Annotated in this window: 22 protein-coding genes and 3 tRNA genes; 5 read left to right on the top strand and 20 right to left on the bottom strand. The window is 55.8% G+C overall.

Features of this window, described 5'->3' with window-relative positions:
• The first annotated feature begins 697 nt into the window (after positions 1 to 697).
• The 3 genes from GTP27_RS17730 (at position 698) to GTP27_RS17720 (ending at position 4,125) form a co-directional block, all read left to right on the top strand.
• Entirely contained in the window at positions 698 to 2,239 is a 1,542-nt protein-coding gene (locus GTP27_RS17730) for a hypothetical protein (protein WP_161040479.1), read from the top strand.
• 471 nt (positions 2,240 to 2,710) lie between these two features.
• Positions 2,711 to 3,796: a hypothetical protein gene (locus GTP27_RS17725; RefSeq protein ID WP_161040478.1), complete on the top strand. Its 1,086-nt coding sequence runs from the start codon at positions 2,711 to 2,713 to the stop codon at positions 3,794 to 3,796.
• The gene (locus GTP27_RS17720) at positions 3,793 to 4,125 is read left to right on the top strand and encodes a hypothetical protein (protein ID WP_161040477.1); all 333 of its coding nucleotides are present in this window, start codon (positions 3,793 to 3,795) and stop codon (positions 4,123 to 4,125) included. The genes GTP27_RS17725 and GTP27_RS17720 overlap by 4 nt, the downstream gene beginning before the upstream one ends.
• Positions 4,126 to 4,263: 138 nt before the next feature.
• On the opposite strand, the gene GTP27_RS17715 is transcribed toward GTP27_RS17720, so the two are convergent.
• The 4 genes from GTP27_RS17715 to GTP27_RS17700 form a co-directional block, all read right to left on the bottom strand.
• The gene (locus GTP27_RS17715; protein WP_161040476.1) at positions 4,264 to 4,623 is read right to left on the bottom strand and encodes a hypothetical protein; all 360 of its coding nucleotides are present in this window, start codon (positions 4,621 to 4,623) and stop codon (positions 4,264 to 4,266) included.
• Positions 4,624 to 4,780: 157 nt separating this feature from the next.
• Positions 4,781 to 4,856: transfer RNA gene (locus GTP27_RS17710), tRNA-Asn, on the bottom strand.
• Between the two features lie 80 nt (positions 4,857 to 4,936).
• On the bottom strand, positions 4,937 to 7,123 hold the full coding sequence (locus tag GTP27_RS17705; protein WP_161040475.1) for a TonB-dependent receptor: 2,187 nt from the start codon (positions 7,121 to 7,123) through the stop codon (positions 4,937 to 4,939).
• Positions 7,124 to 7,494: 371 nt separating this feature from the next.
• Complete coding sequence (locus GTP27_RS17700; protein WP_161040474.1) at positions 7,495 to 8,187, bottom strand: DUF3334 family protein; 693 nt, start codon at positions 8,185 to 8,187, stop codon at positions 7,495 to 7,497.
• A 386-nt stretch (positions 8,188 to 8,573) separates the two neighbouring features.
• On the opposite strand from GTP27_RS17700, the gene GTP27_RS17695 reads away from it, so the two are divergent.
• Entirely contained in the window at positions 8,574 to 9,497 is a 924-nt protein-coding gene (locus GTP27_RS17695; protein WP_161040473.1) for a substrate-binding periplasmic protein, read from the top strand.
• On the opposite strand, the gene GTP27_RS17690 is transcribed toward GTP27_RS17695, so the two are convergent.
• From GTP27_RS17690 to GTP27_RS17670, 5 genes are all read right to left on the bottom strand, one after another.
• The gene (locus GTP27_RS17690) at positions 9,480 to 10,727 is read right to left on the bottom strand and encodes a DUF6447 family protein (protein WP_202416900.1); all 1,248 of its coding nucleotides are present in this window, start codon (positions 10,725 to 10,727) and stop codon (positions 9,480 to 9,482) included. The two genes, GTP27_RS17695 and GTP27_RS17690, sit on opposite strands and share 18 nt — an antisense overlap.
• A gap of 21 nt (positions 10,728 to 10,748) precedes the next feature.
• Positions 10,749 to 10,824 (bottom strand) — tRNA-Asn (locus GTP27_RS17685).
• Positions 10,825 to 10,988: 164 nt separating this feature from the next.
• Positions 10,989 to 11,444 (bottom strand): RidA family protein, encoded by a 456-nt coding sequence (locus tag GTP27_RS17680; RefSeq protein WP_308495299.1) that lies wholly within the window; start codon positions 11,442 to 11,444, stop codon positions 10,989 to 10,991.
• A 200-nt stretch (positions 11,445 to 11,644) separates the two neighbouring features.
• Positions 11,645 to 11,720 (bottom strand) — tRNA-Asn (locus GTP27_RS17675).
• Between the two features lie 120 nt (positions 11,721 to 11,840).
• Positions 11,841 to 13,043, bottom strand: a complete 1,203-nt coding sequence (locus GTP27_RS17670; protein WP_202416898.1) for an amino acid aminotransferase — start codon at positions 13,041 to 13,043, stop codon at positions 11,841 to 11,843.
• A 113-nt stretch (positions 13,044 to 13,156) separates the two neighbouring features.
• On the opposite strand from GTP27_RS17670, the gene uvrB reads away from it, so the two are divergent.
• Entirely contained in the window at positions 13,157 to 15,241 is a 2,085-nt protein-coding gene (gene uvrB / locus GTP27_RS17665; protein ID WP_161040472.1) for an excinuclease ABC subunit UvrB, read from the top strand.
• A gap of 109 nt (positions 15,242 to 15,350) precedes the next feature.
• Here uvrB and GTP27_RS17660 read toward each other — a convergent pair whose 3' ends face one another.
• From GTP27_RS17660 to GTP27_RS17610, 11 genes are all read right to left on the bottom strand, one after another.
• On the bottom strand, positions 15,351 to 16,292 hold the full coding sequence (locus tag GTP27_RS17660; RefSeq protein ID WP_161040471.1) for an alpha/beta hydrolase: 942 nt from the start codon (positions 16,290 to 16,292) through the stop codon (positions 15,351 to 15,353).
• Positions 16,293 to 16,305: 13 nt separating this feature from the next.
• Positions 16,306 to 16,941, bottom strand: coding sequence for an SdpI family protein (locus tag GTP27_RS17655; protein ID WP_161040470.1), 636 nt, complete (start codon positions 16,939 to 16,941; stop codon positions 16,306 to 16,308).
• On the bottom strand, positions 16,938 to 17,225 hold the full coding sequence (locus GTP27_RS17650) for an autorepressor SdpR family transcription factor (RefSeq protein WP_161040469.1): 288 nt from the start codon (positions 17,223 to 17,225) through the stop codon (positions 16,938 to 16,940). The genes GTP27_RS17655 and GTP27_RS17650 overlap by 4 nt, the downstream gene beginning before the upstream one ends.
• A gap of 76 nt (positions 17,226 to 17,301) precedes the next feature.
• Positions 17,302 to 17,898, bottom strand: a complete 597-nt coding sequence (locus GTP27_RS17645; protein WP_161040468.1) for a MarC family protein — start codon at positions 17,896 to 17,898, stop codon at positions 17,302 to 17,304.
• Between the two features lie 67 nt (positions 17,899 to 17,965).
• Positions 17,966 to 18,592, bottom strand: a complete 627-nt coding sequence (locus GTP27_RS17640; protein ID WP_229634124.1) for an FxDxF family PEP-CTERM protein — start codon at positions 18,590 to 18,592, stop codon at positions 17,966 to 17,968.
• Between the two features lie 42 nt (positions 18,593 to 18,634).
• Positions 18,635 to 19,297 (bottom strand): choice-of-anchor E domain-containing protein, encoded by a 663-nt coding sequence (locus GTP27_RS23855; protein ID WP_229634122.1) that lies wholly within the window; start codon positions 19,295 to 19,297, stop codon positions 18,635 to 18,637.
• 276 nt (positions 19,298 to 19,573) lie between these two features.
• The gene (locus GTP27_RS23850; RefSeq protein WP_229634120.1) at positions 19,574 to 20,251 is read right to left on the bottom strand and encodes a choice-of-anchor E domain-containing protein; all 678 of its coding nucleotides are present in this window, start codon (positions 20,249 to 20,251) and stop codon (positions 19,574 to 19,576) included.
• A 33-nt stretch (positions 20,252 to 20,284) separates the two neighbouring features.
• Positions 20,285 to 20,941, bottom strand: a complete 657-nt coding sequence (locus GTP27_RS17625; RefSeq protein WP_161040467.1) for a choice-of-anchor E domain-containing protein — start codon at positions 20,939 to 20,941, stop codon at positions 20,285 to 20,287.
• 357 nt (positions 20,942 to 21,298) lie between these two features.
• Positions 21,299 to 21,949: a choice-of-anchor E domain-containing protein gene (locus GTP27_RS23845; protein WP_229634116.1), complete on the bottom strand. Its 651-nt coding sequence runs from the start codon at positions 21,947 to 21,949 to the stop codon at positions 21,299 to 21,301.
• Between the two features lie 33 nt (positions 21,950 to 21,982).
• Positions 21,983 to 22,648: a choice-of-anchor E domain-containing protein gene (locus tag GTP27_RS23655; protein WP_202416904.1), complete on the bottom strand. Its 666-nt coding sequence runs from the start codon at positions 22,646 to 22,648 to the stop codon at positions 21,983 to 21,985.
• A 230-nt stretch (positions 22,649 to 22,878) separates the two neighbouring features.
• On the bottom strand, positions 22,879 to 23,424 hold the full coding sequence (locus GTP27_RS17610; RefSeq protein WP_161040466.1) for a phosphoribosyltransferase: 546 nt from the start codon (positions 23,422 to 23,424) through the stop codon (positions 22,879 to 22,881).
• Between the last annotated feature and the right edge of the window lie 13 nt (positions 23,425 to 23,437).

Genomic DNA, 23,437 nt, shown 5'->3' with positions numbered 1-23,437 from the left:
GATGCCGCAGCGAACTTGGAAGATGGCAGCAAACCAGTTTGCCATTCTGTTTGGGGAACGCTTCACCAACGCGATTAATTAACTACGAACCGCGACCCCGGCACACAAAATTCCTGACAGGTCCGTTTCACTTGCCCCCCAAGAATAGCACCTGTCGCATTCACAAAAATCACGCATTATCACCAGCAAATATCCACTTCAAAAATCGCGCAGTTCACACCGTATATGCCATTCTTCAACGCTCAACCTTGCTAATTGCAACTGGCTGCGTCCCTGTCGCCACTACAGAGGCACATACGCAACCCATCGTAATCAACTGTTGCTTTTCCCCCATTTGTTACTTTTCGAGATAATGTAGACAAAAAAACAGTGGAAAATTAACAATTGTAGGAAAATTCTTACACGCCTCAGGCTCTAGTTGCCAAGCTTAAGCAAAACTCAACTTGCAAAAGTAGCTCATATGGAGGGCGGGGAGATGCCCACTTTTCTTGAAGCACTCCTTTTCGCTCCGCTCGTGTAACACCGTCGCATGAAGATCTTTTCCGCCGGATGAAGGAATTTATCTTCGAAGCATGAAATATCGCTGCTAGCAATAAAGTTGGCTGCTCGTGCCAACACCAATAATGAACTCGCAAAGTAGTAGCAAGACACGAGCGACTTACATCTGGACTCAGAACTAAACCATAAGGGGAAAGCGATGTCTACGCTAAGGATAATTGCCGCAATAATATTGCTGGGTAACTTGTTTGGTTGCGCCAGCATGGTTCAAGATCAGGAAGGTGCTATTCAGCTCTTCAGTCCAAAAGATGTTGTAAATGTCAGCAGTAGTGAATCATCATCGGCTAGCAAAGATGCGACAAACGCCGACAAGGCAACTGATCCGAAAAAGCCGAACAAGAAAGATATGCCTACCACAAAATCGATCATCGGCCCGGTTGATCCAGTAAGTTTCGCCAGATTGATTAATAGCAATGCAACCGATCTAGACGAAGCCCTCAGACTGTTCGGAACAAATTGCAATGTGTCGACGAATGAGCAATGCCGCTTGCTCAGGAACAGTGCTCAGGATCGCCTGATCGCTTCATCGAATGCCATTTGCAGGGACTATAAGAACACCTTGAAGCGCGCTCACGCTGAGACCAACTTCGCTTATGGTGGACTCGCCACATTATTTGGCGGTATCGGCGCTGTTACTACAGCAGTGAATCCCGCCCGACTATTTGCCGGAGCAGCTTCGATCACTACAGGCATCAGAGCGGAAATGAATCAATCTATGTATTCCATGCTCGCAATTGAGATTGTCACAAAAGCGATTGATAAAGCCAGAACTGACGCGCTCAAGGACATTGACTTAAACCAGCGTAAGGAGATCGGCAACTACAATCTGGAGAGAGCCATAGCAGATGCAGAAGAATACCATTCGCGCTGCTCTCTGCTTGCGGGCCTGCAAGAAGCATCTGCCTCGGTTGCGCAGTCCAGCATAGGATTAAAGACGCTCAATCAGACACTTGAAGATCTCGGCCAGACCGCACAGATACAGGTAGGTCGAAAAAAATACAGCCTATACAGCTCCAATCAGGTGTTCATAAGCAAGGTCTGCTCGGCACTAAACGATGACTATGATACTTTCATCAAAGGGCAAGGAATTAAACTCCAGCTCACCGAATTCTCGGATCTGGACAGCAAATGGAAGGAATTTATAAACAAAGACGAGAATTGCAAATCCGGTGCGGGCAATCCTACTGATACTGAGTGGACGAATCTGATCTCGCAATTCAGCAAGACACAGGACGATGCGGAGCGCGACAAAGTCCTAGGTCAGATCGCAGCACAGCAGGCGAAAGCAGCGGCACTCGAGCAATTCCTGAAAACCAACTTTTCGAGCATTACCGCAGCCTTGCAGAACCGCGCAACAGTCGTACAGCAGATTTACACACAGAGAACCGAGATCGCGACATCGCTCAGTAGTTTTAAGACGGCAGTTCTTGCAACAAGTCCTGCCACCACAAATACCTACAACTTCAAGGATCTAAAAGCACTCGCGGCCAGGGTGCGGAATGTACTTGAACTCATCGCCAGAACCAAGGCCCCGTTGACGGCCGATGAACAAGTAACAGTAAAAACAGCCCTTGCGCCTGTCGATGCACTTACCCTCGAATCATCTGCGTCCGATCTGGAAAGTGCGCAAAATAAATTCGGTGCGGCCGTTACGATTCTGGTTGGGTGGAGCGTGAAATAAGTGCTCGGCAACAAGCGACGCGGCGTTCTCCCTAACGACACATCGCTGTTCGCCGCCAGCGCGCCTGAGCCCTCTTACAGACGCGCTATCTTATCTTGCCGTACTACTTACAGATCAAGCACTTCTAAACTCCAAAGCCTCAGCCGGCTCGGTGCTGATCTTCGGGCATAGCGCCGAATGCTAGCTGCCAAGGCCGCGCTCGAACTACTGGCCTAAGAATGAGCAGTTCGGTATTCAACGACGCTCTACTAGCCCATGGCTTTGTAGGTCTCGGGGGCAAGCACGTCTGTGTATATCAGCGATACCAATACAAGCCAGACTTAATATCGATCGGCTAGAAGAAAGTGGCAGCCAAGCTAGCCAACGCACTTACATAAATGTTGTTATTTTTGCTACTGTGACAATTGGCTAGTTTGTAATTTTATGTAGGAACTATCCTTTATGGCACAGCGAACTCCTAGGAGATATGCGATGTCAGGTATTGCAAAGCTCGTCGCGGCCGCCAGTCTGGCAGCCGCAAGCGTCAATCTCGCCGCCTTTGAAATCAATCCTAAGCACGATCCCGAGAAGTTGAAACTGACCCTCAAGTCCGAATATCAGCATTTTCTGGCACACCTTACTCATCCGACCCATGAGGAGCTGACCCAACTGTCATTCCAGTGTGCTGCAACTGGAAGTATTGCCGCTTGGTGTAATTTATCTCCGATGTCGCCCGAGGCAGCAGCAAGCGCACAAAAATTCGATGAGCAGACCCTCATTCTGGGTGCGCGCTGGAACGATGATCCGAATAATTTCTTCAACGCAAATCAGGAAGCAACCTGGTTATTCTGGCTGAAGGCGGCCGCACACACCAACCACATTACTGATCACTACCCTCTTGAATACCGCAGCCATTTTGGTGACCTGCAATTCCTCCATGGGATGGGTAGCAATGGCGACTCCGCCTCAATCACTCAACAGCGCATAGTAGATTGGGCTCATTTCGCCTATGATGTTGCGACTCAAAAAATATCTCCAGACGCCAGCCTGGCTTCACTGCACGACAAGTATTCTTTTGTCTCCAGCCTGACCGGCACCAGTAAACGCGATTGGTCAGTTCGCAAGTTGTTTACCAACGTCAATGACGTCCTGTGGCCTCACTATGAGGACGTGTCAGCGGATACCGCCCAAGTCGCCGCGTTGTCGCTGGGCGCGCTGCTGCATACTGTGCAGGATTCCTTTTCACATTCGCATGCAGATCGCATCTGGGATCGCAATGACGGCCATTTCCCAGTCAAAGCCTGGCTCGACTATCGAGCACAAAAAGCCTCTTGCCATGGCGCCGCAGACAAAGAGTTTGCCTTCATCACGGATACGGTGTCGCCAAAGCCGGCCATGGTCTGGGGAGCCTGGATCGTGCGTCAGGCCATGCTTGGCGAACCCTGGGCGGGCGAGATGGAGAAGGCATTCAAAACACAACTCTTCGAAATCGAGGGGTCCGGCAGAAATTCTGATGCTGGCGGTTATGATAAGTGCCCCGCCCCCGTAGTGAGCACGCTAACTTCGGAGGCAGAATGAAAATCGCTTCACATCTTGCCATAAGTCTGCTGTACCTCCCCTCACCTCTGCCTGTTCATGCGGCGGAGGATCAATGGCTTGTAATAGACCAAGGCTGGTCGCAAGTCCAGAAGACCGAGTGGTACACAACTTCCCAGGGGGCGCGACTCATTCCTAAAGACTGGCTGACCGCACTGGAACAGTCTGGTAGCGACAATAAATTCTTGCAACCAAGCCATACAGAAGTGTTTCGCTACCTGACCGATGCCGTATCCGCGTCGCTGCCACTGGGATTTGTCATCGATAGGCAAAACGATCGGGATTTTTCCGCCATCACCGAATTACGCTGAAAAAAACCGGGGTGACAATGCCGAATGGGTTGGTCTAGCCTGCGCGGCCTGCCACACCGCCGAAATCAAGGACCTGCCAATTAAGAGCCGAGGAGTCCGCTCTGGGCATCTTGGCGCATAAACTAGAGAGAGACCTTGTCAGTCGTCCGGATCCTCACCGCGTGATTGTTTATCTTCTTGAATGTACTCCTCATCCGATTCAGATAACTTCCTATTCCACAAGGGAATCACGCTCCCGGCCACATCCAGAACTTGGGCGATTTCTGGTTCAAACACATCTTCATCAATGTCGGCAATAGGCTCCACCAAGAATTCAGCACTCAGATCTTCCTTAAGCGTAAGGCCCGACTCCTTATAAGCATAGACCTTATCGTATTTGTTAAGGCTCGCCACTGCCACAACCACTTGTTCCGCCGTATCGAATTCCTGCGCAGGATGAAAGGCCCCAGTATCCCGTAATGCTTCGGCTACCTGCGTCAGATTCTCATATGTGCTCATACCATTCTCCCATGTTAAAAATCATCTATTCAAATCGTAATGTCACCACTTCAGACCGACTTTCTTACCCACCATCCAACAACCTGAACTAAAAATCGCAAAAAAAAAGGAGCTACATGCCGCAGCATGTAACTCCTTTTTTTGAAACTAAAAATTCTGGCTCCCCGACCTGGACTCGAACCAGGGACCTGCGGATTAACAGTCCGTCGCTCTACCGACTGAGCTATCAGGGAAAAGAGGCCGCATTATATACGGCCAATTTCTAGCTGTCTAGGCTATGTTAGCGCTTGCTAGCGGGAACTTTTCTGAAAAATCAGAAACTACCCTTGAACTGCACACCAAACTGACGTGGCTCGTTGACGAAACCGGTCAGGTTGTTGAAGTCGATGGCACCAATGATGCGCTCGGTGTTGGTGATGTTACGTGCATAGCCAGCCACCTCGTACTTGCCGCCAGCCCAGTTGTAACCGACGCGCAGGCCACCTTCCACCATAGGCTTGCCAGTGAACTCTTTGGCTTCGTACAGGAAGAAGTTGATTTTGCTGCGGTAGGACCAGTCGGTCAGCACGAACAGGTTGCCGTTTTCCAGCGCCCAGTTGTAGCGTGCGGTGGCATTCAGGATGTACTTCGGTGCCTGTGGCAGCGGATTGCCATCGATCACAACGCGGCCTGCGGCGTTGATCGGATCGGTGATAGTGCACGCGCCGCACTTGGCCACGGACAGCGATGGGTCCTTGATTTCGGTGAAGTTGTACGAACCGCCAGCCGTTACCTTGAAGTCCGGCGTTACGAAGGCTTCGAAGTCGGCTTCCAGACCGCGACCGGTAGTCTTGGCTGCATTGATCAGCTTGGTGACGTTGGAGTTACCACCCACTACGGTCAGCTGCTGGTTCTTCACGTCGTAATCGTACACGCTCAGCGATGCACGGGCGCGGCGGTTGAACAGATCAGCTTTCACACCAGCTTCGTAGGAAGTGATGGTTTCTGCATCGGCCACAGTGATAGGCACCGAAGCGCTAGCAGCGGCGATACTCGGCGCACGGAAGCCGGTAGCAACACGGGCGTAGGTGCTGATATCTTTGCTCAGCTTGTAGGTCGCGCTCATGTCCCAGTTGGTCTTGTGCTTGCTCTCGTCCACCGACTTAGGACCGATCTGGGTAACGTTGATGGCTTCCACGGTGCGGAAGTCCTTCTTGTCCTGGGTGTAGCGCAGACCGCCGCGCAGTACCAGGCTATCCGACAGATCGTAGGTTACCGAACCGAACAGCGCCGAAGCGGTATTGTTCTGATGGCTCTGCAGGTGCGAAGTCTGGGCCTGGGTGTTGCTGTCGTAGTTGTTGCTGTAGCCCTCGCCACTTTCCTTGAAGAAGTACACGCCGCTCTGCCAGTTCAGCGGGCCAGCATTCTTCGACTCGACGCGGAATTCCTGGCTGTACTGGTGCAGCCAGCTCAGGCCTCCACCGGTCTGCACCTGGAAGGGAATGAAGCCCGGACCGGTAGGCGTACCGCCGTCGATGTCGCCGCGGCTGTAGTACTCATCCACACCTTCGTAGCCGGTGATGGAGAACAGCTTGACCGAACCCAGATCCCAGGTCAGGCGCGCGTTGGTGCCATTGGTGCGCAGGTTCTGGCCGTTCAGGCCGTTGGTGTTGAGCTTGGTGAAATCGTAGCCATCAGCGAAGTCGTTGCTGCCCTTCTTGATGATGTTGGCGCGGAACAGACGGGCGCTGCCGGTGGTGCTACGGGCGTGCACATTGAACAGCGCACTGAAGGTGGTGCTAGGGGTGTACAGGAACTGTACGCGCTCGGCGTGCTCGTTGTAGCCTTCCAGCACGTCGTCCTGCTTGGTATAGGTGTTGTCGACGAAATTGTCGCGGTGCTGGCGCAGGGTCGAAACGCGCATGGCCCACTCGTTCGACAGCGGCACGTTGGCAGCGCCTTCCAGATTCACCGTGTTGTGGGTGGCCCACGACACGTTGTAATAGCCTTCGACTTTCTTGGTGTTAGGCTTTTCCGATTCGAACTTGACCACGCCAGCCGGGGTGTTACGGCCAAACAGCGTACCTTGCGGGCCGCGCAGCACTTCCACGCCAGCCACGTCGAAGATAGGGAAGCCTTTCAGAATGGCGTTTTCCTGCACCACGTCGTCATACACCAGCGATACGGGTTGCGAAGCGAAGGTAGAGAAGTCGGTGTTGCCGTAGCCGCGGATGTAGAAGCGCGGGAAGGTACGGCCATTCGACGATTCCACGTTCAGCGATGGCACTTTGCCGGCCAGCAGACGGATATCCTGACCGCCGGAAACCAGCACGTCCAGTTTTTCATCTTTCAGCAGGGTGACGGAAACCGGCACATCCTTGATGTTCTCGGCGCGGCGCTGGGCCGTAACGGTCACGGTTTCCAGTTGTGGTTCGGTACCCGATTGTGCCAGGGCGGAACCGATAGGCATAACGGCGCTCAGCGCCAGCAGGCGCTTATGCATCTTCGACAGTTTGATCATTCAATTTCCCGATGAGTGGTAATGCAAAGAGTTAAAAACAGTGTCTCCTGTTCTCTCTTTATTTGACTCTGTCCGGCCATCTGATGTGACCGTGGCAGCACAAGCGGAGGCTGATCCGTACAACGTTGGCTAGAATGCACCGGCTTGCGAAAGGGCAGTATTTTCTTTCATTGATACAAGGTATTGCAAGCGCAATATGACAGCTTTGTTATTTACTGTTAGAAATTTGGCGAGCCCAGTACTGGCGCTGAATATTCGCAGGCCGGCCTCCCCTGCGGCGCGTAAAAATAGCGCCAGACAGACAGGTATAAAAAAAGCATCTGTGACATAAATGCCACAGATGCCTGCATATTTACCGTAATTGCGCGCAGTTACATACCTAAAGAGCGCAGCAACTCTTCGTTCGCAGCCTCCTCATCGGACTGGCCAGGGGCGCTGGCTGCGGCGTGATTGTCACGCTCCTGCTCCATCAGCGCATCAGGATCGGCTACCTCGCTGGAATCAAAATCGTGCAGGCGGATAAATTCCGTCCTATCGATAGCTAGTTCCAAATAGAAAATATTGCTCTTCTCAGTATAGAAGGTTACGCGGCGCATTTCCGGACGGTCCAGCGGCGTATCCACGCTCAGCATCACCTGCTTGTTCAGCACCAGCATTTTCGGCTGGTTCTGGGTGATATTGGTTTGCAGTTCGCGCCGAACTTTGCCGGTAAAGTCGCCGACGATCTGGTTCATCAGTTCGCCCAGAATATTGGATACCTCATCCGAAGTGTGAGACACGGCCAGTTCGGACTTTGGCATCCCCATGTGCAGCATGTAGCGCTCATAGATTTCCATCGCCGTCTCGGCGGCAAAATTCAGCACGACCAGCCCGGTAAATCCACCATCGAACAGCACGAAGCAACCGATATCGGGTTTCAGGCCGATTTTGGTAATCCGTTGCACCATGCCCGAGTAATTCACTTTGCTCTGGGTAGCGACATTCAAGACACGGATCACCGAATTACACAGACTCATCAGCAAGTCTTCGGTGCCGTACACTACATCCTTGTTTTCCCCACTCATGTTCTACCTCTATTATTTTCTACAAAAGATGACTTTTTCTCTGCTCCAGCGCGGGCCGCAACAATAGCGCCTCAGCCAGCAAGCGGACGATCGCATCTATCCATTCCTGATTGCGCGCCGCCCGGGCTATTGTGCCTGTCATGTCCATGACAGCCCCTTCCGGCCAGATGAGGTTTCAGAATACCCACGCGCAAGATTTCCGTCCACCTGAATCGCGCAAAACCGTGCGTTTATGATGCGAAACGGCGGCAACACGGGTGCGAAGGCAACGTCCGCTGCCCATTTTAAAAAATTTTCATTGCACCATAGTGATTTCCAGCAGGACAATCAAAGCTATTCGCCGTATCCGCCAGCCGCTATATGGCTGGCTGACCTGGTCGCGCACCATGATGAGCTTCTATCTATTCCGCCGACATCTGCTGATCCTGTGCACCTGCCTGCTTTGCTCGCACGGGCCCGCCCATGCCGACGATATCTGGATACCCCAATCGAATGACCGCGAACCATGGGCGCCGTATGTGATCGAACTGCTACAAGCCGCGCTGGCGCGTGCACCGGCAGCCACACCGGACCATCTGCACCGGCTGGAAACGCATATGACGCAGGACCGCGCATTCACCCTGCTGCGCGGCAGCCAGAAACTCGATATCTACTGGAGTATGACCTCGCAGGCGCGCGAACAGGGCGTGATCGTGATCCGGATTCCCCTGCTCAAAGGCTTGCTGGGACAGCGCCTGCTGGCCATACGCCCCGAATCGGCCAGTCGCTTTGCACAGATAAGGACACTGGACGACCTGCGCCGCGATTTCAGTCTGGGACAGGGCCACGACTGGCCCGACACGGCGATCCAGAAAGCGGCCGGCCTGAATACCGTCACCTCGTCCACTTACGACACGCTGTACCAGATGCTGCAGGCGCGCCGCTTCGATGCCATCCCGCTGGGTATCAACGAGATCGATGATGAACTGAACAAGCATGGCGACGTCAGCATGGTGGTTGAAAAGACGCTGGCACTGGTGTATCCGGCGCCCGTATTCTTCTTTGTCGCGCCGAAAAAGGCGCAACTGGCGGCACGGCTGGAAATCGGCCTAAACCGCATGCTGGCAGATGGCAGTTTCGACGCCATGTTCGACAAACGCTGGAGTAAGACCCTGCTTTCCAAAAACATGAAGAGCCGCCGCATCTTCCAGCTGACTAACCCGCTACTATCGCCGGAAACCACCGAGATGATATGGCGCCACCCCGAGTATTTTCTCTTTCCGCCCCGAGTAGAAAGCGCTACACCCCATCCGTCAGGCGGACGGCAGTGAAGCTTGCAATGCCAGCAGATAGGCATCGCGCGCCGTCTGCGCAATTGCCCGATCACGCTGTAGTTCCTGAAGCCGCCGCTCGGTGACTTCCAGCATCTGCACCTGCTGACGCGCCGCCGCAGACAAGGCCGCCAGCGCATACTTTTTCCCGTCGAGTACCATGAATTGGATGCTGCCCGAGGTAGTCACCGGAGCCAAAAGCGGCATCACCGGCGCAGGTGTACTGCTCAAAGCAGCCCGTTTCAATTGCCGGTTCACTGTTTCGCCATTGAGAATGACCCGATTTAGCAAATGCTTGGGCAAGCCCGTTTTTTTACGCTGCAACTGACGACAGGCTTGCAGCGCCTGCAAGCGCCCCTGCTCGGGCCCATCGGCCAGCACCCACTCCCGATTGCCGGCCAAGGCCTGCTGCACACGCTTGAACACGGCAGCAGGCATGGGCGGCCTAGCCAGCATCTGTTCACTCGGCACCAGCCGCTGCGTCAGTGTCAACGCCACCATATAGGCAAACGCCGCACCGAGCATCAGTTGTCCGTCCGGATAACACCATATTACCGGCAGATACGGCGCCAGTTCCGGCAGTACGTGATTGGGATAGACCTCCACTTGCCAGTACTGGCGGGCGATCTGGCTAAAGTGCGCGAAATCGCGTATCGCCACAAAACGGGCTTGAGCGAAAGGTAATAGTTCGACTTTGGGCTTGGTCGGCGTGACCGTATCGTTGGACACGTCGAGGTACAAGCTACCCAGCTGGAACGCATTCTGGAAAAACTCGCCGCGCAAATCGCCCCACACCTGGCGCAGACTGCCGCCGGCACGGCAAAAGGCCTGATAGGCAGCATGGCCCGAGCGGGCCTGCCGGCTCCGGAGCATTGCCGGATCTAGCGATTTCAGTAGTTCTTGCGCGGCGACAGTAATTTCCAGGCACTGCCCCAGCGGATAGGGTTTGCCGTGTTTCGGCGCTAGCGTCGTGGCCAGCTGACGATCGACTTCGGCACGCAGCTCAAGGAAGAACGCTTCCAGCTCGGCCAGATAGGGCAGCAGATAGGATTCCGTCAGATGTTGCTGGCGCTCGGCATCGATAATCCGCGGTTCATTGGGCAACAGGGAAAGACGCGGGACAGATGATGTAGGCGGCATGGAGACAGCGCGATCAGACAGGCATAACACTGAACAGCATAACAAAAAGCCCCATGTCACTCTGCAACACCACTCGGGGCTGCTTTGCATACATGGGGCTCTTCGGAATTCTGGCTCCCCGACCTGGACTCGAACCAGGGACCTGCGGATTAACAGTCCGTCGCTCTACCGACTGAGCTATCAGGGAATTGAGGCCGGAATTATAGCTGCCAAATCGAAATTCACCAAGTTTTTTCTTACCGCCACCAGCGGGCCAGCCCACCCTGCGTAATCCGGTGCGCGATAGCAGTCATACTGAAACTCTCCGGCAGTTTTTCCCGCCCGCTCCGGGCCAGCCCCCCCCCCATCGGGCTATTTTGTCGCTGTCGCCGAAATCTCCACAAGAGCATCTTTGGGTAGGCGCGCCACCTGCACCGTTGCCCTGGCTGGCGGCTTGTGCTGGAAATAGCTTGCATACACCGTATTAAGCCTGGCGAAATCATTAAGATCCTTAACATAAACGGTCGTCGCAACCACATCGTCCAAGGTCATCCCGTTTGCCGCCAGCACAGCCTTCAGATTATCCAGCACTTGCCGCGCTTGCTCTTCAATACCGCCACCCGCGAGCTGACCGGTTTTCGGATCGATTCCCAACTGCCCTGACAAGTACAAGGCCTGCCCTGCTTTTATAGCCTGCGAATACGGCCCTATGGCCTCTGGCGCCCCCTTGGTGGCAATCACCTCTTTGCCAGCAGGGGCCATTGCACAGCCGGTCGCCAGCATGCAAAGAAGTATGCCGAACGAAATTTTTTTCCATGGACAGTTCATTGCGATCTCCTTATCGGGATGAGAATTGAAAGCCACTTACAAGGGGAAGACTGCTAATGCGATAAATGCAAATATTACAATGGAATTTAAGAACTGCAACGCGACTAAGCACGATACGGGAAAAAGTGCGGTGCCGGCGCACATTCGAAGGAGAAAAAAAAAGAGCCACATGCCTGAGCATGTGGCTCTTTTTCGTATTCTGGCTCCCCGACCTGGACTCGAACCAGGGACCTGCGGATTAACAGTCCGTCGCTCTACCGACTGAGCTATCAGGGAATTGAGGCAACATTTTATACTGTTTAGATCATTTCGACAAGGTTGTTATCGAATCATCTTTAACACTACAATCTGCTGCTCATCGGTTACGCCAAGCGACGCAGCCGAAGAAGCAAGATCTTAAAGCACTTTTGCGATGGCGTCAATCACGATATCGATGTTACGCGAGTTCAGTGCAGCAACGCAGATACGGCCGGTGTCCACCGCGTAGATCGACGAAGCGCGCAGCTGTTCGACTTGTGCCTTGCTCAGGCCCGAGTACGAAAACATGCCGACCTGGTCGCGCACGAAGGCGAAATCGTGGGCAGGCGCCTTGGCTTTCAGCTTGGCCACGAAGGCTTCGCGCATTTCCTTGATACGTACGCGCATACCAGCCAGTTCATCTTCCCACATCTGGCGCAGTTCCGGCGTGGTCAGCACGGTGGCCACCACTTTACCGCCGTGTACTGGCGGGTTGGAGTAGTTGGTACGCACTACGCGCTTCAGTTGCGACATCAGACGGGCAGCTTCTTCGCTGCTGGCGGCCACCACGCTCAGTGCGCCCACGCGCTCGCCGTACAGCGAGAACGATTTCGAGAACGAGTTCGATACCAGCAGCGGGCCGCCAGCGGCAGCGAAGCGGCGTACCACAGCGCCGTCTTCGGCAATACCGGCACCAAAGCCCTGGTAGGCCATGTCGAGGAACGGTACCAGACCGCCAGCGGTGACGGCGGCGATCACTTCATCCCACTGGGCCGAGCTCAGGTCGGCGCCGGTCGGGTTGTGGCAGCAGGCGTGCAGCAGCACGATGGAGCCGCGTGGCATGGCTTTCAGTGCAGCCAGCATGCCGGCGAAGTTCACGCCGTGGGTTGCTGCATCGTAGTAAGCGTAGTTATTGACGGTGAAACCGGCGCTCTCGAACAGGGCGCGATGGTTTTCCCAGCTCGGATCGCTGATATACACCTGAGCGTCCGGCGCAAAGCGTTTCAGGAAGTCAGCACCGATTTTCAGTGCGCCGGTGCCGCCGATGGCCTGCACCGTCACCGCACGTTTTTCCTGCACCACGGCGCTATCGGCACCGAATACCAGCTCCTGCACAGCCTTGTCGTACGCTGCCAGACCTTCGATCGGCAGATAGGTACGCGGCGCTGGTGCAGCGATCAGCATTTCCTCGGCTTTCTGCACGCACGACAGCAGCGGTACTTTGCCGTTGTCGTCATAATAGACACCCACACCCAGATTGATTTTGGCTGGATTTTGGTCGGCGTTAAATGCTTCGGTGATACCCAGAATTGGGTCGCGTGGGGCCATGTCGATGGCGCTGAACAAGCTAGGATTCGTCATGATAAGATTCGATTCGATTGGAAGCGGTTCACTGCGGTTGAAGGTAGACAGCGCGCCCCAAAAACTGCTTCAGGCCGCTGGCAGGCCATTATTTTAACAAAGGTCGGTACACGATGGCTGATTTACCCGCAGAAAACGCGACAGATAACTCCACAAAGGCAACGGTTGTCACATTCCCGGACTCCCCTTTCCGCCTGCATCAACCCTTTCCGCCCGCGGGCGACCAGCCCACGGCAATAGACCAGCTATGCGAAGGCATAGACGACGGCCTGTTCTATCAGACCCTGCTCGGGGTAACCGGGTCCGGTAAAACCTACACTATGGCCAATGTGATCGCCCGCATGGGGCGGCCCGCCATCGTGTTCGCCCCGAATAAGACGCTGGCTGCCCAGCTGTACTCGGAGTTCCGCGAATTCTTCCCCGAGAACGCCGTCGAATATTTCGTCTCCTACTACGATTACTACCAGCCTGAAGCCTATGTGCCGCAGCGCGACCTGTTCATCGAGAAGGATTCCTCGATCAATGAACACATCGAGCAGATGCGCCTGTCCTGCACCAAGTCGCTGATGGAGCGGCGCGATGTGGTGATTGTGGCCACCGTGTCGGCCATCTACGGTATCGGTAACCCTACCGAATACCACCAGATGATCCTGACCCTGCGCGCCAAGGATAGGGTAGCGCAGCGCGATATCATCGCCCGTCTGATCCAGATGCAGTACACCCGCAACGAAGTCGATTTCAGCCGCGGCACCTTCCGCGTGCGCGGCGATACGCTCGACATCTTCCCGGCCGAGAATGCGGAACTGGCCGTGCGGCTCGACCTGTTCGACGACGAACTGGAATCGATACAGCTGTTCGACCCGCTGACGGGCCGCGTCAAGCAGAAAATCCCGCGCTTCACCGTCTACCCCGGCTCGCATTACGTGACGCCCCGTTCCACCGTGCTGCGCGCGATCGAAACCATCAAGGACGAACTGCGCGAGCGGCTGGATTTCTTCCGCCGCGAGAACAAGCTGATCGAAGAACAGCGGCTGGAACAGCGCACCCGCTTCGATCTGGAGATGATGGCCGAAATCGGCTTCACCAAAGGCATCGAGAACTATTCGCGCCACCTGAGCGGCGCCCTGCCGGGCGAGCCGCCGCCGACACTGGTCGATTATCTGCCCAAGGATGCGCTGATGTTCCTCGACGAATCGCACGTGCTAGTGGGCCAGCTCAGCGCCATGTACAACGGCGACCGTTCGCGCAAGACCAATCTGGTCGATTACGGCTTCCGCCTGCCCTCGGCACTGGACAACCGTCCGCTCAAATTCGAGGAATTCGAGCAGAAGATGCGCCAGACTATCTTCGTCTCGGCGACCCCGGCCGAGTACGAAAAAACCCATGCCGATCAGGTGGTGGAACAGGTGGTGCGCCCTACGGGTCTGGTCGATCCGCAGATCATCGTGCGCCCTGCCCTGTCGCAGGTGGACGATCTGATGTCGGAGATCACCTTACGCGTGCAGCGCAACGAACGCGTACTGGTGACCACGCTGACCAAGCGCATGTCCGAACAGCTGACCGAATATCTGGGCGACCACGGCATCAAGGTGCGCTACCTGCACAGTGATATCGAGACGGTGGAACGGGTAGAGCTACTGCGCGACCTGCGCATCGGCACCTTCGATGTGCTGGTGGGGATTAACCTGCTGCGCGAAGGTCTGGACTTGCCGGAGGTATCGCTGGTGGCCATCCTCGACGCCGACAAGGAAGGCTTCCTGCGATCGGAACGCTCGCTGATCCAGACCATAGGCCGTGCCGCCCGTAACCTCAACGGCGTGGCTCTGCTCTACGCCGACCGCATGACGGATTCGATGGAACGCGCCATCGGCGAAACGGAGCGCCGCCGCGCCAAACAGATCGCCTTCAACGAGGCCAATGGCATCGTCCCGCGCGGCGTGCACAAGGTCATCAAGGATATGATCGATGGCGTCTACAGTCCGGAGCAGGCCACGGAAGAACTGGAAGTGGCGCAGCAGACGGCCAAGTATGAGGCCATGAGCGAGAAGCAGATCAGCAAGGAAATCAAGCGGCTGGAAAAGGCCATGCTCGATCACGCCAAGAATCTGGAATTCGAAAAGGCCGCGCAGGTCCGCGACCAGTTGCATGTGCTGAAGCAGCAGCTGTTCGGTGCACCGGGCACCGATACCCTGGATTAGCCCCGTCCAGACTAATCTAGACCGATCTAGACCGATCTAGACCGATCTAGACCGATCTAGACTAATCTAGCCCGGAATAGACCGCCGCTCGCCGCGCGCATACCAGCATCTAGCGCGCCAGCTGATCGATGAAACGATACACGCTATCGAGCAGCTGTGGTGCGACCGGCAGTTCGGGGCTGCCATAGGATTTGCGCTGCAGCTCGACATCATTACCGACCATTTTCAGCAAATGGTTCATACCCTCGATCACCTGCAAGCGGGCGCGGGGTGCTGCCGCAGCTAGTGCCTGCGCTTCGCTTAGCGGCACCTGCAAGTCCGCCGTGCCCTGCACGATCAGCACCGGCATGCCCAGTGCTGCCACCGCCTTGCGCGGGTCATGCTGCAGCCACGAGATCAGATAAGGCTGCACCGAACTGTGATACAGCGCCTGCAGCGGCGCCGGCACATCGGCCACCGGCTGGCCCTGTTTCAGCGCTGTCAGGATGCGCTCGTTTTCCGCTAGCAAAGCTGGCGGCAACTGTTTGGCCAGCTGGTCACGCAGCAATTCATCGGCCGGATGTCCGGCGCCAGCCAGCAGCACGCAGCCATCCACTTGGGCCCTGGCACAGGCTTCCGCCACGATCTGCGCCCCTTCGCTGTGTCCGATCAGGATCACGCGCGAGAAGCGCGCATCGGCGCGCAGCCTGGCAGCCCAGGCCGCAGCATCGGCAATATAGTCGTCAAAACGCAGCTCGTCTTCGCGCCAGAGCGGGTTGGCGCTGGCCGCGATGCCGCGTTTGTCATAGCGCACCGAAGCAATGCCATGGCGCGCCAGCCCCTCGGCCAGCATCTTCAGGGCATCGTTCGGGCCCGGCAGCAAACGGTTATTGCCATCACGGTCGGTCGGCCCGGATCCCGCGTGCAGCAGCACTACCGGCACTTTGCCGCGGCTGCCTTCAGGTGTCAGCTCCGTGCCATACACGGCTGCACCGCCCACCTCCAGCGTAACCGGCAGCGAGGTCGCGTACACAGATGAGGACAGCAGTAGCAGGGACAGGAATAACTTCATGGCAAGCTCCGTATCAATGTGGAAGACGTTTGTAATACAGCAGCGAATACAGCGCCGCCAGTGGTGCCCACGCCGTTATCGCCAGCATCAGCGCCCAGTGGGGCGCGCCTGCTGACAGTACGGCAAAGCCCAGCAGACCGCTGGCCACCATCAGGCGCCCGGCCAGACGGTGGGTGGCATACCAGACCCGCTCGCTGGCCAGCGTCCACGGCGTGCGTATGCCCAGATAGAAATTGCGCTTCACCTTGCCCATGGGATTACCCAGCAGGATCAGCACGGCACAAGCGAGTCCCGGCGCGATATAGTGCACTGCCAGCGGCACCCCGAGCGCTGCGCACAGCACCAGCGCCTCCACGCAGGCCATCAGCAGCACCGGAATCATCATCATATAGCCATAGGTCGGGCCGCTGGCCTGCACTTCGAACTGGCGCGGCGACAGCCATGGCAAGGCCATACCCAGCAGCAGCAAGGCACCCATGGCCCCCGGACCCAGCAGCCAGATCTGCCAGCGCGGGCCATAGCCATCAACCTGTCCGGCAAAATTCCAGTGCACCGGCATCTGCGCCGGCAGGCGCGGATACAGATAGGCCGTGATCAGACTCATGGCAACGATCAGCAACAGGCACAGCAAAATAGCACGTGACTTCATGGTTTCCTCTCGGGTGGTAGGTCGCCAGCCAGATCCATCATCCAGGCCAGCACATCCTGCAATACGGTGGTGTTCAGGCCATACCAGATGGTCTGCCCCTCACGCCGGCGGGTAATCAGATCGGCGTCCGCCAGCACGGCGAAATGGTGCGACATGGTGGGCTTGCTCATATCGAAGTGTTGCGCCAGTTCGCCCGCCGTCATCTCGCCACGGCGCAGCAAGCGCAGGATTTCACGCCGCGCAGGGTCGGCTATGGCTTTGAAGGCGCTATTGGCGGAGTTCATTAGAAATACATCTAATTAGACAGTTATCTAAATATAGGTGCAAAAAAGGCAGGCGTCAAGCGCCTGCCCTGCCCGCTTAAAGCGTTCTGACGAACTCGCGTATTCCGCCCAGCAGCATCTCCACCGACATCGCCGTCAGAATCAGCCCCATCAGCCGCTCGAAGGCCGTCATCACCTGCGGGCCCAGCACCTTCTGCAGCCGTTCAGCACTGAGGAATACCGCCAGCCAGACCAGCCCCACCGCTGCCAGCGCCGCCACGTGCACCAGCACTTCGCCGGTGCTTTCGCGCGAGAACAGCAGCACTGTCGCCAGTGCCGACGGTCCGGCCAGCGCGGGGATGGCCAGTGGCACGATGAACGGCTCGCCGCCTTCGGTGCGTCCCAGCACCCCATCCGGATGGGGGAAGATCATACGGATCGAGATCAGCAGCAGTATCACGCTGCCGCCTATGCGCAGCGACACTTCCGACAGTTGCAGCGCCGTCAGGAAGTGGCGGCCGAAGAACATGAAGATCAGCAGCAGCACGAAAGCGATCGCACACTCGCGCATGACAATGCGCGGACGGCGCGCCACCGGCACGGGATTGAGCACGCTGGCGAACAGCGGCACGTTACCGAAAGGATCGGTTACCAACAGCAGCAGGATAAAAGTCTGGAAAAAATTCTGGGTCATAAGCGCGCTCGGATAAACAAAAAACGGGAGCCGCAGCTCCCGTTTCTAGTGTACCACCAGATTCAGCTTAAGCCGACTTGCGGCGGCGGGCCACTACACCCACCAGACCAAGACCGGCCAGCAGCATGGCATAGGTTTCCGGCTCCGGTACTGGTGCGGTGGTATAGGTATAGGTTACCTTGGCATATGCATCGATCGTACCTTCCGAATAGTACGACGCATTGGCCGGACCATTGAAGAAAGGCGTTACTTTGCCCGTTACGCTAAAGGACAGCGGGCCGTTGACGAACATTTGCAGTTCGGCCGGCGAACTGAAGGTGTGGCTGTAGGTCTGCGTGGCCAGCGGCAAGTTGGTGTCAAGCTCATCACCAGCGGCAATGGAAAACACATTGTTCGATACTGCGCTGATGTTGCCGTAAGGGGTGTGCAGAACGCCGGTCAGATTGGCAGTGAAATCGGCAGGCTTGGCACCGTTATTTGCCAGCTCGACATAGCCAGTCAGGCGGTCGGACAGTTCGAATTGTACCGACGTCAGCTTGCCCAGATGGGTATCGAAGGCATCCAGGCTCAGGGTGCTAGCCACGTTGCTCTTCACATCGAATACGGTGGCTTCGGAAACGCTGGTGCCGGCGGTAGCGTTAAGCGCGCAGGTCATTGCAGCTGCGGCCGCGATCAGTTTGGTCATTGGGGTCATTTGTCTAGTTCCGCAAAAATTATGAGATCAATCCGCAATAACTTAGGCGGAACGTTTGTTGCGCTTGGCAATGAAGCCCAGCATGGCCAGACCAGCCAGCAGCATGCCGTAGGTTTCTGGTTCCGGTACCGGCGCGGCGGTGAAGGTGTAAGTCACATGGCCATAACCATTGGCGAAATTGCTATACACGGCCTTCACGCGATCTTCATTCAGGGTGGTCGACGCCGCAACCGACAGCGCGGACGACAGAGTGCCGGCCGTATTGAACAGTGCCAGATCGGCGCCGCTGTAGTTGGTCGATGCGTGCAGCGTATATTTTTCCGATTCGGTGGCAACCCCGTTACCAGCACTGGTTTTACCGGCCACCGACAGAGCGGTGTTAAGCAGCGTTGCCGAAGTGCTCAGCGTGGCGCCTGGCGCAACCAGTTTCAGGCTGGCAGGCACCGAAACGTTCAGGGTACGGTCGGTGGTATTTTTATTGGTCAACGTAACCGTCGCATCCACTTCCGAGTAGATATCGAGCGACACGCCGGTCAGCGTACCCTTAGCCGGATTAAAACCTTGGAATGTCATCAACACATTCACCAGGTCAACTTTGGTCGAATCGATTTTGCTCAGGTCATAGACCAGGGTGTCTGCGTGGGCGGCACCGGCCATCAGCGAGGCGGCAACCAAAACTGCGCTGGTGATTTTGTTGAGTTTCATGGATTTTCCTGTTAAGTAGACTACACGATAATTTATTGCCTGCGAAACATCTTCCTTGCACTTGCAACAAATTTTTTGCTTAGACGAATCTTAACACAGAATAGGGATTTGTCATTTCTTTTTTGCACTTTAAAGAGAAAATTTGCAACAAAAATTACTCAAAAGAAATTCCCGACCATCCCAGCCCATCCACCGATGCCGCCACACGCCCCATCCACCTAGCGCAAAAAAAAACGGGAGCCTAGGCTCCCGTTCTTTAACTGACTGACTGAACTATCAGGCAGCTTTTTTTGCTTTGCGTTTGGCGGCTACCGCACCCACCAGGCCCAGACCAGCCAGCAGCATGGCGTAGGTTTCTGGCTCCGGTACCGGATTTGGGGTGTAGTTATAGGTCAGCACAGCCTGGGTATTAACCGTCGAGCTACCCGCAAAGGTAACGTTGCCGCTACCACTGCCCGCGAACACGCCGCTGACCGACGACGCCAGCGTAGTGCCGCTGAATGCATGCAGCGCAGCAGCCGAAGTCAGCAGACCGGTCGAGCTGGTCACTGGCTGGGCCGTATAGGTGATTTTCACGCCCGAGGTGCCACCGAAGTCGGTGGTGCCGTCAAACGCAGCCAGCGCCACGTTTTGCGTGTACAGATTGCTGACCGAGATAGGTGCCAGCGAACCGATTTGCAGCGACAGCAGAGCGCCGCTACCCAGCGTCACGGTTTGTGCAGCAGCCGTATTCTCGGCGCGCAGTTTACCGCTGATGGTGCTGATGAAGGTCACTTCGACCGAGTTGAGCGTACCGAGTGCCGGATTGAACGCGGTAAAGCCGAAGTTCACAGGACCGCTCAGGTGAGTGATATCGTAAATCGGTGCCGAGGTCTGGGTCGAGGTTGCGGCAACAGCCGAAGCACCCATGCTCAGCAGCGCGGCAGCGATGGCCACTTTCATTGCGTTTTTCATTAACTACTCCTGAATCTGTTCTGGTAAGAAGAATTAAGCCTGAGTGCTGGCACGCTTGCGACGGGCAACAACACCCATCAGACCCAGACCAACGAGCAGCATGCCGTAGGTTTCTGGCTCAGGTACTGGAGCAGCCGTGTAGGTGTACGTAACGGTGCCGGTGGCCAGCACTTGGGTGGTGAAAGCGGTCACCACATCTTCGCCGCCGGTGGTATGCGACACTGCGTTCACGCCGGTCAGACCCGATACGCTAGCCGTTTTGAAGTAGTCCAGGCCGCTGCTGAAATTGGTCGAGGCGCTCACCAGACCATGCTGGCCCAGAGTGACGTCGTCGCCGGCAGCCAGGGTGTAAGTCTGGTTGTACAGTTGGCCGGTGTAGAAGGTCGAAGCCGACGAACCGGTACCAAAGCCCAGCAGAACGTCCAGCGCGACGTAACCGCTTTTCAGTACGTTCGAATCGTTCAGAACGTAGACCTTGCCATCGACATCAGCGTCGAGCTTGATCGACACGCCAGTCAGGGTGCCCAGCGCGGTATTGAAACCAGCGAAGGAGACATTGCTCAGCAGATTGGTGTTGGTGTAGATGACAGGCGTACCGCTGATCGCCACGTCGTAGGATGCAGCCATTGCCGACGCGGATGCCAGGCTCAGGGTGGCGAGCAGCGATGCTGCGATCGTCTTCATTTTCATAACATTCTTCCGGTGTGAGTTAGACATGTACATCTGCGCAAAATAACTGCCGCGCTACCTGTACTACTTGATTTATGGAGAGCTTAACATGTTCATGCAGAAAAATCATTACTTTTCTGCATTTTAGTATCAATGAATACAATAAAAATTTCTTTTTAGAAATTTAATTCTATTAAGAAATGAAACTAGTGGCTTTTCATACGCAATCTGCATATTTCAGGGAGTTTTGTTGCATTTTTCAGATAAAGCTGGCACCGGGGCAAGGTCCGCTGTCACAATCGCGCCACAAACCTCCTCTCTGCCTAGGCAAAAAAAACGGGAGCTCAAGCTCCCGTTCCGACGATCTGCTTTAACTGATCAGGCCGACTTGCGCCGGCGTGCCACAACACCGACCAAGCCCAGTCCTGCCAGCAGCATGGCATAGGTTTCCGGTTCCGGCACCGGCAGCGTGGTATAGGTGTAAGTGACTTTAGCGTAACCGTCTACCGTGACATCCGTACCGTAACGGGCATTGCCGCCAGCAGTCAATTCCTGATCGGAGATGGCGCTCAGCGAAGCCGAGTAGCTACCATGTCCGATGAACTGCGCCAGATCCGCAGTCTGGGTGAAGTTCAGCGCCTGACTTACCGTCTGGGTTTGCAGCGTATCGTTCACGGTAGCGCCCGACGCCAGCAGATAGCCTGGAGTGACCCAGTTACCCGTCACCAGCGATTTACCACCCACGCTAGCCGTCATATCGGCACCGGTTTTCACACTGAACCACTCGGTACCGGGATCTTTATTGGTCAGTTTGATCGAACCGTTCAGAGTACTGAACAATTCAAAGGTCACTGACGTCAGCGTGCCCAAATGGCTATCGAATTGCGCAAAGCTCAGCGTGCCCGGAAAGTTCTCAACATCGAAAATGGTAGCCGATTGCGGCAGGGTCTGCTGCACGGTGGCGGCTTGCGCACCAGCCGCAAGCAGCAGCGTGGCAACAGCGATCAGAGTCTTGGTAAATTTGGTCATTTTCTGTCCCTTAATTAGTCGTGAAGGTCCAAATCAGACCTGAGCCGAGCGCGCTTTACGCTTGCCCGCAAACGCCAGTACGCCCAGACCCAGCAGCATCATGCCGTAGGTCTCGGGCTCCGGTACCGGAGCTGGCGTATAGGTGTAGGTAATGGTGCCGCCCAGACTCTTGGCCATGGTGCTGTAGTCTGCGGTAATGCCGGTCGGGCTGTTGGCGGCGCTGGTGGCGGTAATTGCCAGCTGGGAAGCCAGCGTACCCGCGCCGACAAACTTGGCAAAATCGCTGCTCGCCAGATTGATATTTACGGTCAGAACTTCCGTATGCTTGCCTGCCAACACATCCGTGGTTTTAGCCGTGGCCGTCACAGGACCGGACAGCAAGCTGTGCGATGCCGAACCCAGCACTTCACTAGGCAGCGACAGTTGCATGGTCGAGCTCAGCGCGGTGTTAACCGTCTTGTCCAGAGCTTTGCTGTTACTTAGCAACAATTGGCCCGTCACATCGGCGCTATAAGTGATATTAATGCCCGTCAAAGTACCGAGTTGACCGTCAAATTTCTGCAGGTTCAGGGTTTCCAGCAGATTGGTCGCGGTGGAGCTAAAACCGCTCACATTGAAAGTTTGCACGGCGGCCATGGCTGGCACTGCACACGTCGATGCGGCGATGCAGACTGCGGTAGCTAAGGTCTTCAGTTTCATACATTTTCCCTAAAAAAGTCGCCTGACTGCGGCATACGAGGCTAGCCGCAAATAAAACTGCTGTGCCGCCAAACTTGCTAATGTGTAGGAATCATAACATGAAATATCCAATTTGCATTACTTTTACGACATTTTATGTGCACTCTTCGCAACAAAAGTTACTGGAATACAATTGACAATAAAAAACGACCCGCAGGTCGTTTTTTATTGATGCTACCGCAAGATTGCGCTTATTCGCCGCTCTCGCCTTTTTTGATCCACGCGGCCAGCTGGTGCGGGCGCAGGCCGTCGTAATCTTCGAACGGCTGATGGATCCACGGATTGTGCGGCAGTTCTTCCATCTGGTAGTCCGGCTTGAACACCGAGCAGCCCTTGGTCCAGATCACGGCCGAACGTACTTCCGTCACGCCCGGGAAGTTTTCCTGCAGGTGCTTCATGACTTTTACCAGCGTCACGCCGGAATCGGCCAGATCGTCCACCAGCAGAATGCGGCCGCTGAGCGGGCCTTTGGTCATCGTCATGTATTTGGCGATGTCCAGATCGCCGCGCACGGTGCCCGCTTCTTCACGGTAGGAACTGGTCGACAGGATAGCCAGCGGCACATCGAAAATACGCGAGAACACATCGCCCGGACGCACGCCACCGCGCGCCAGACACAGCACCTGGTCAAACTTCCAGCCCGACTCGTGGACTTTCAGCGCCAGACGCTCGATCAGACGGTGGTATTCGTCCCAGCTGACCCAGAGGTGTTTTTCATTCGATTGTGGGGTGTTCATTCAGTCTTCCTTG

This window comes from Duganella qianjiadongensis (assembly GCF_009857915.1).
In the GTDB taxonomy this organism is placed as follows: domain Bacteria; phylum Pseudomonadota; class Gammaproteobacteria; order Burkholderiales; family Burkholderiaceae_D; genus Rugamonas; species Rugamonas qianjiadongensis.
This window is presented reverse-complemented; position numbering and strand designations above follow the sequence as displayed.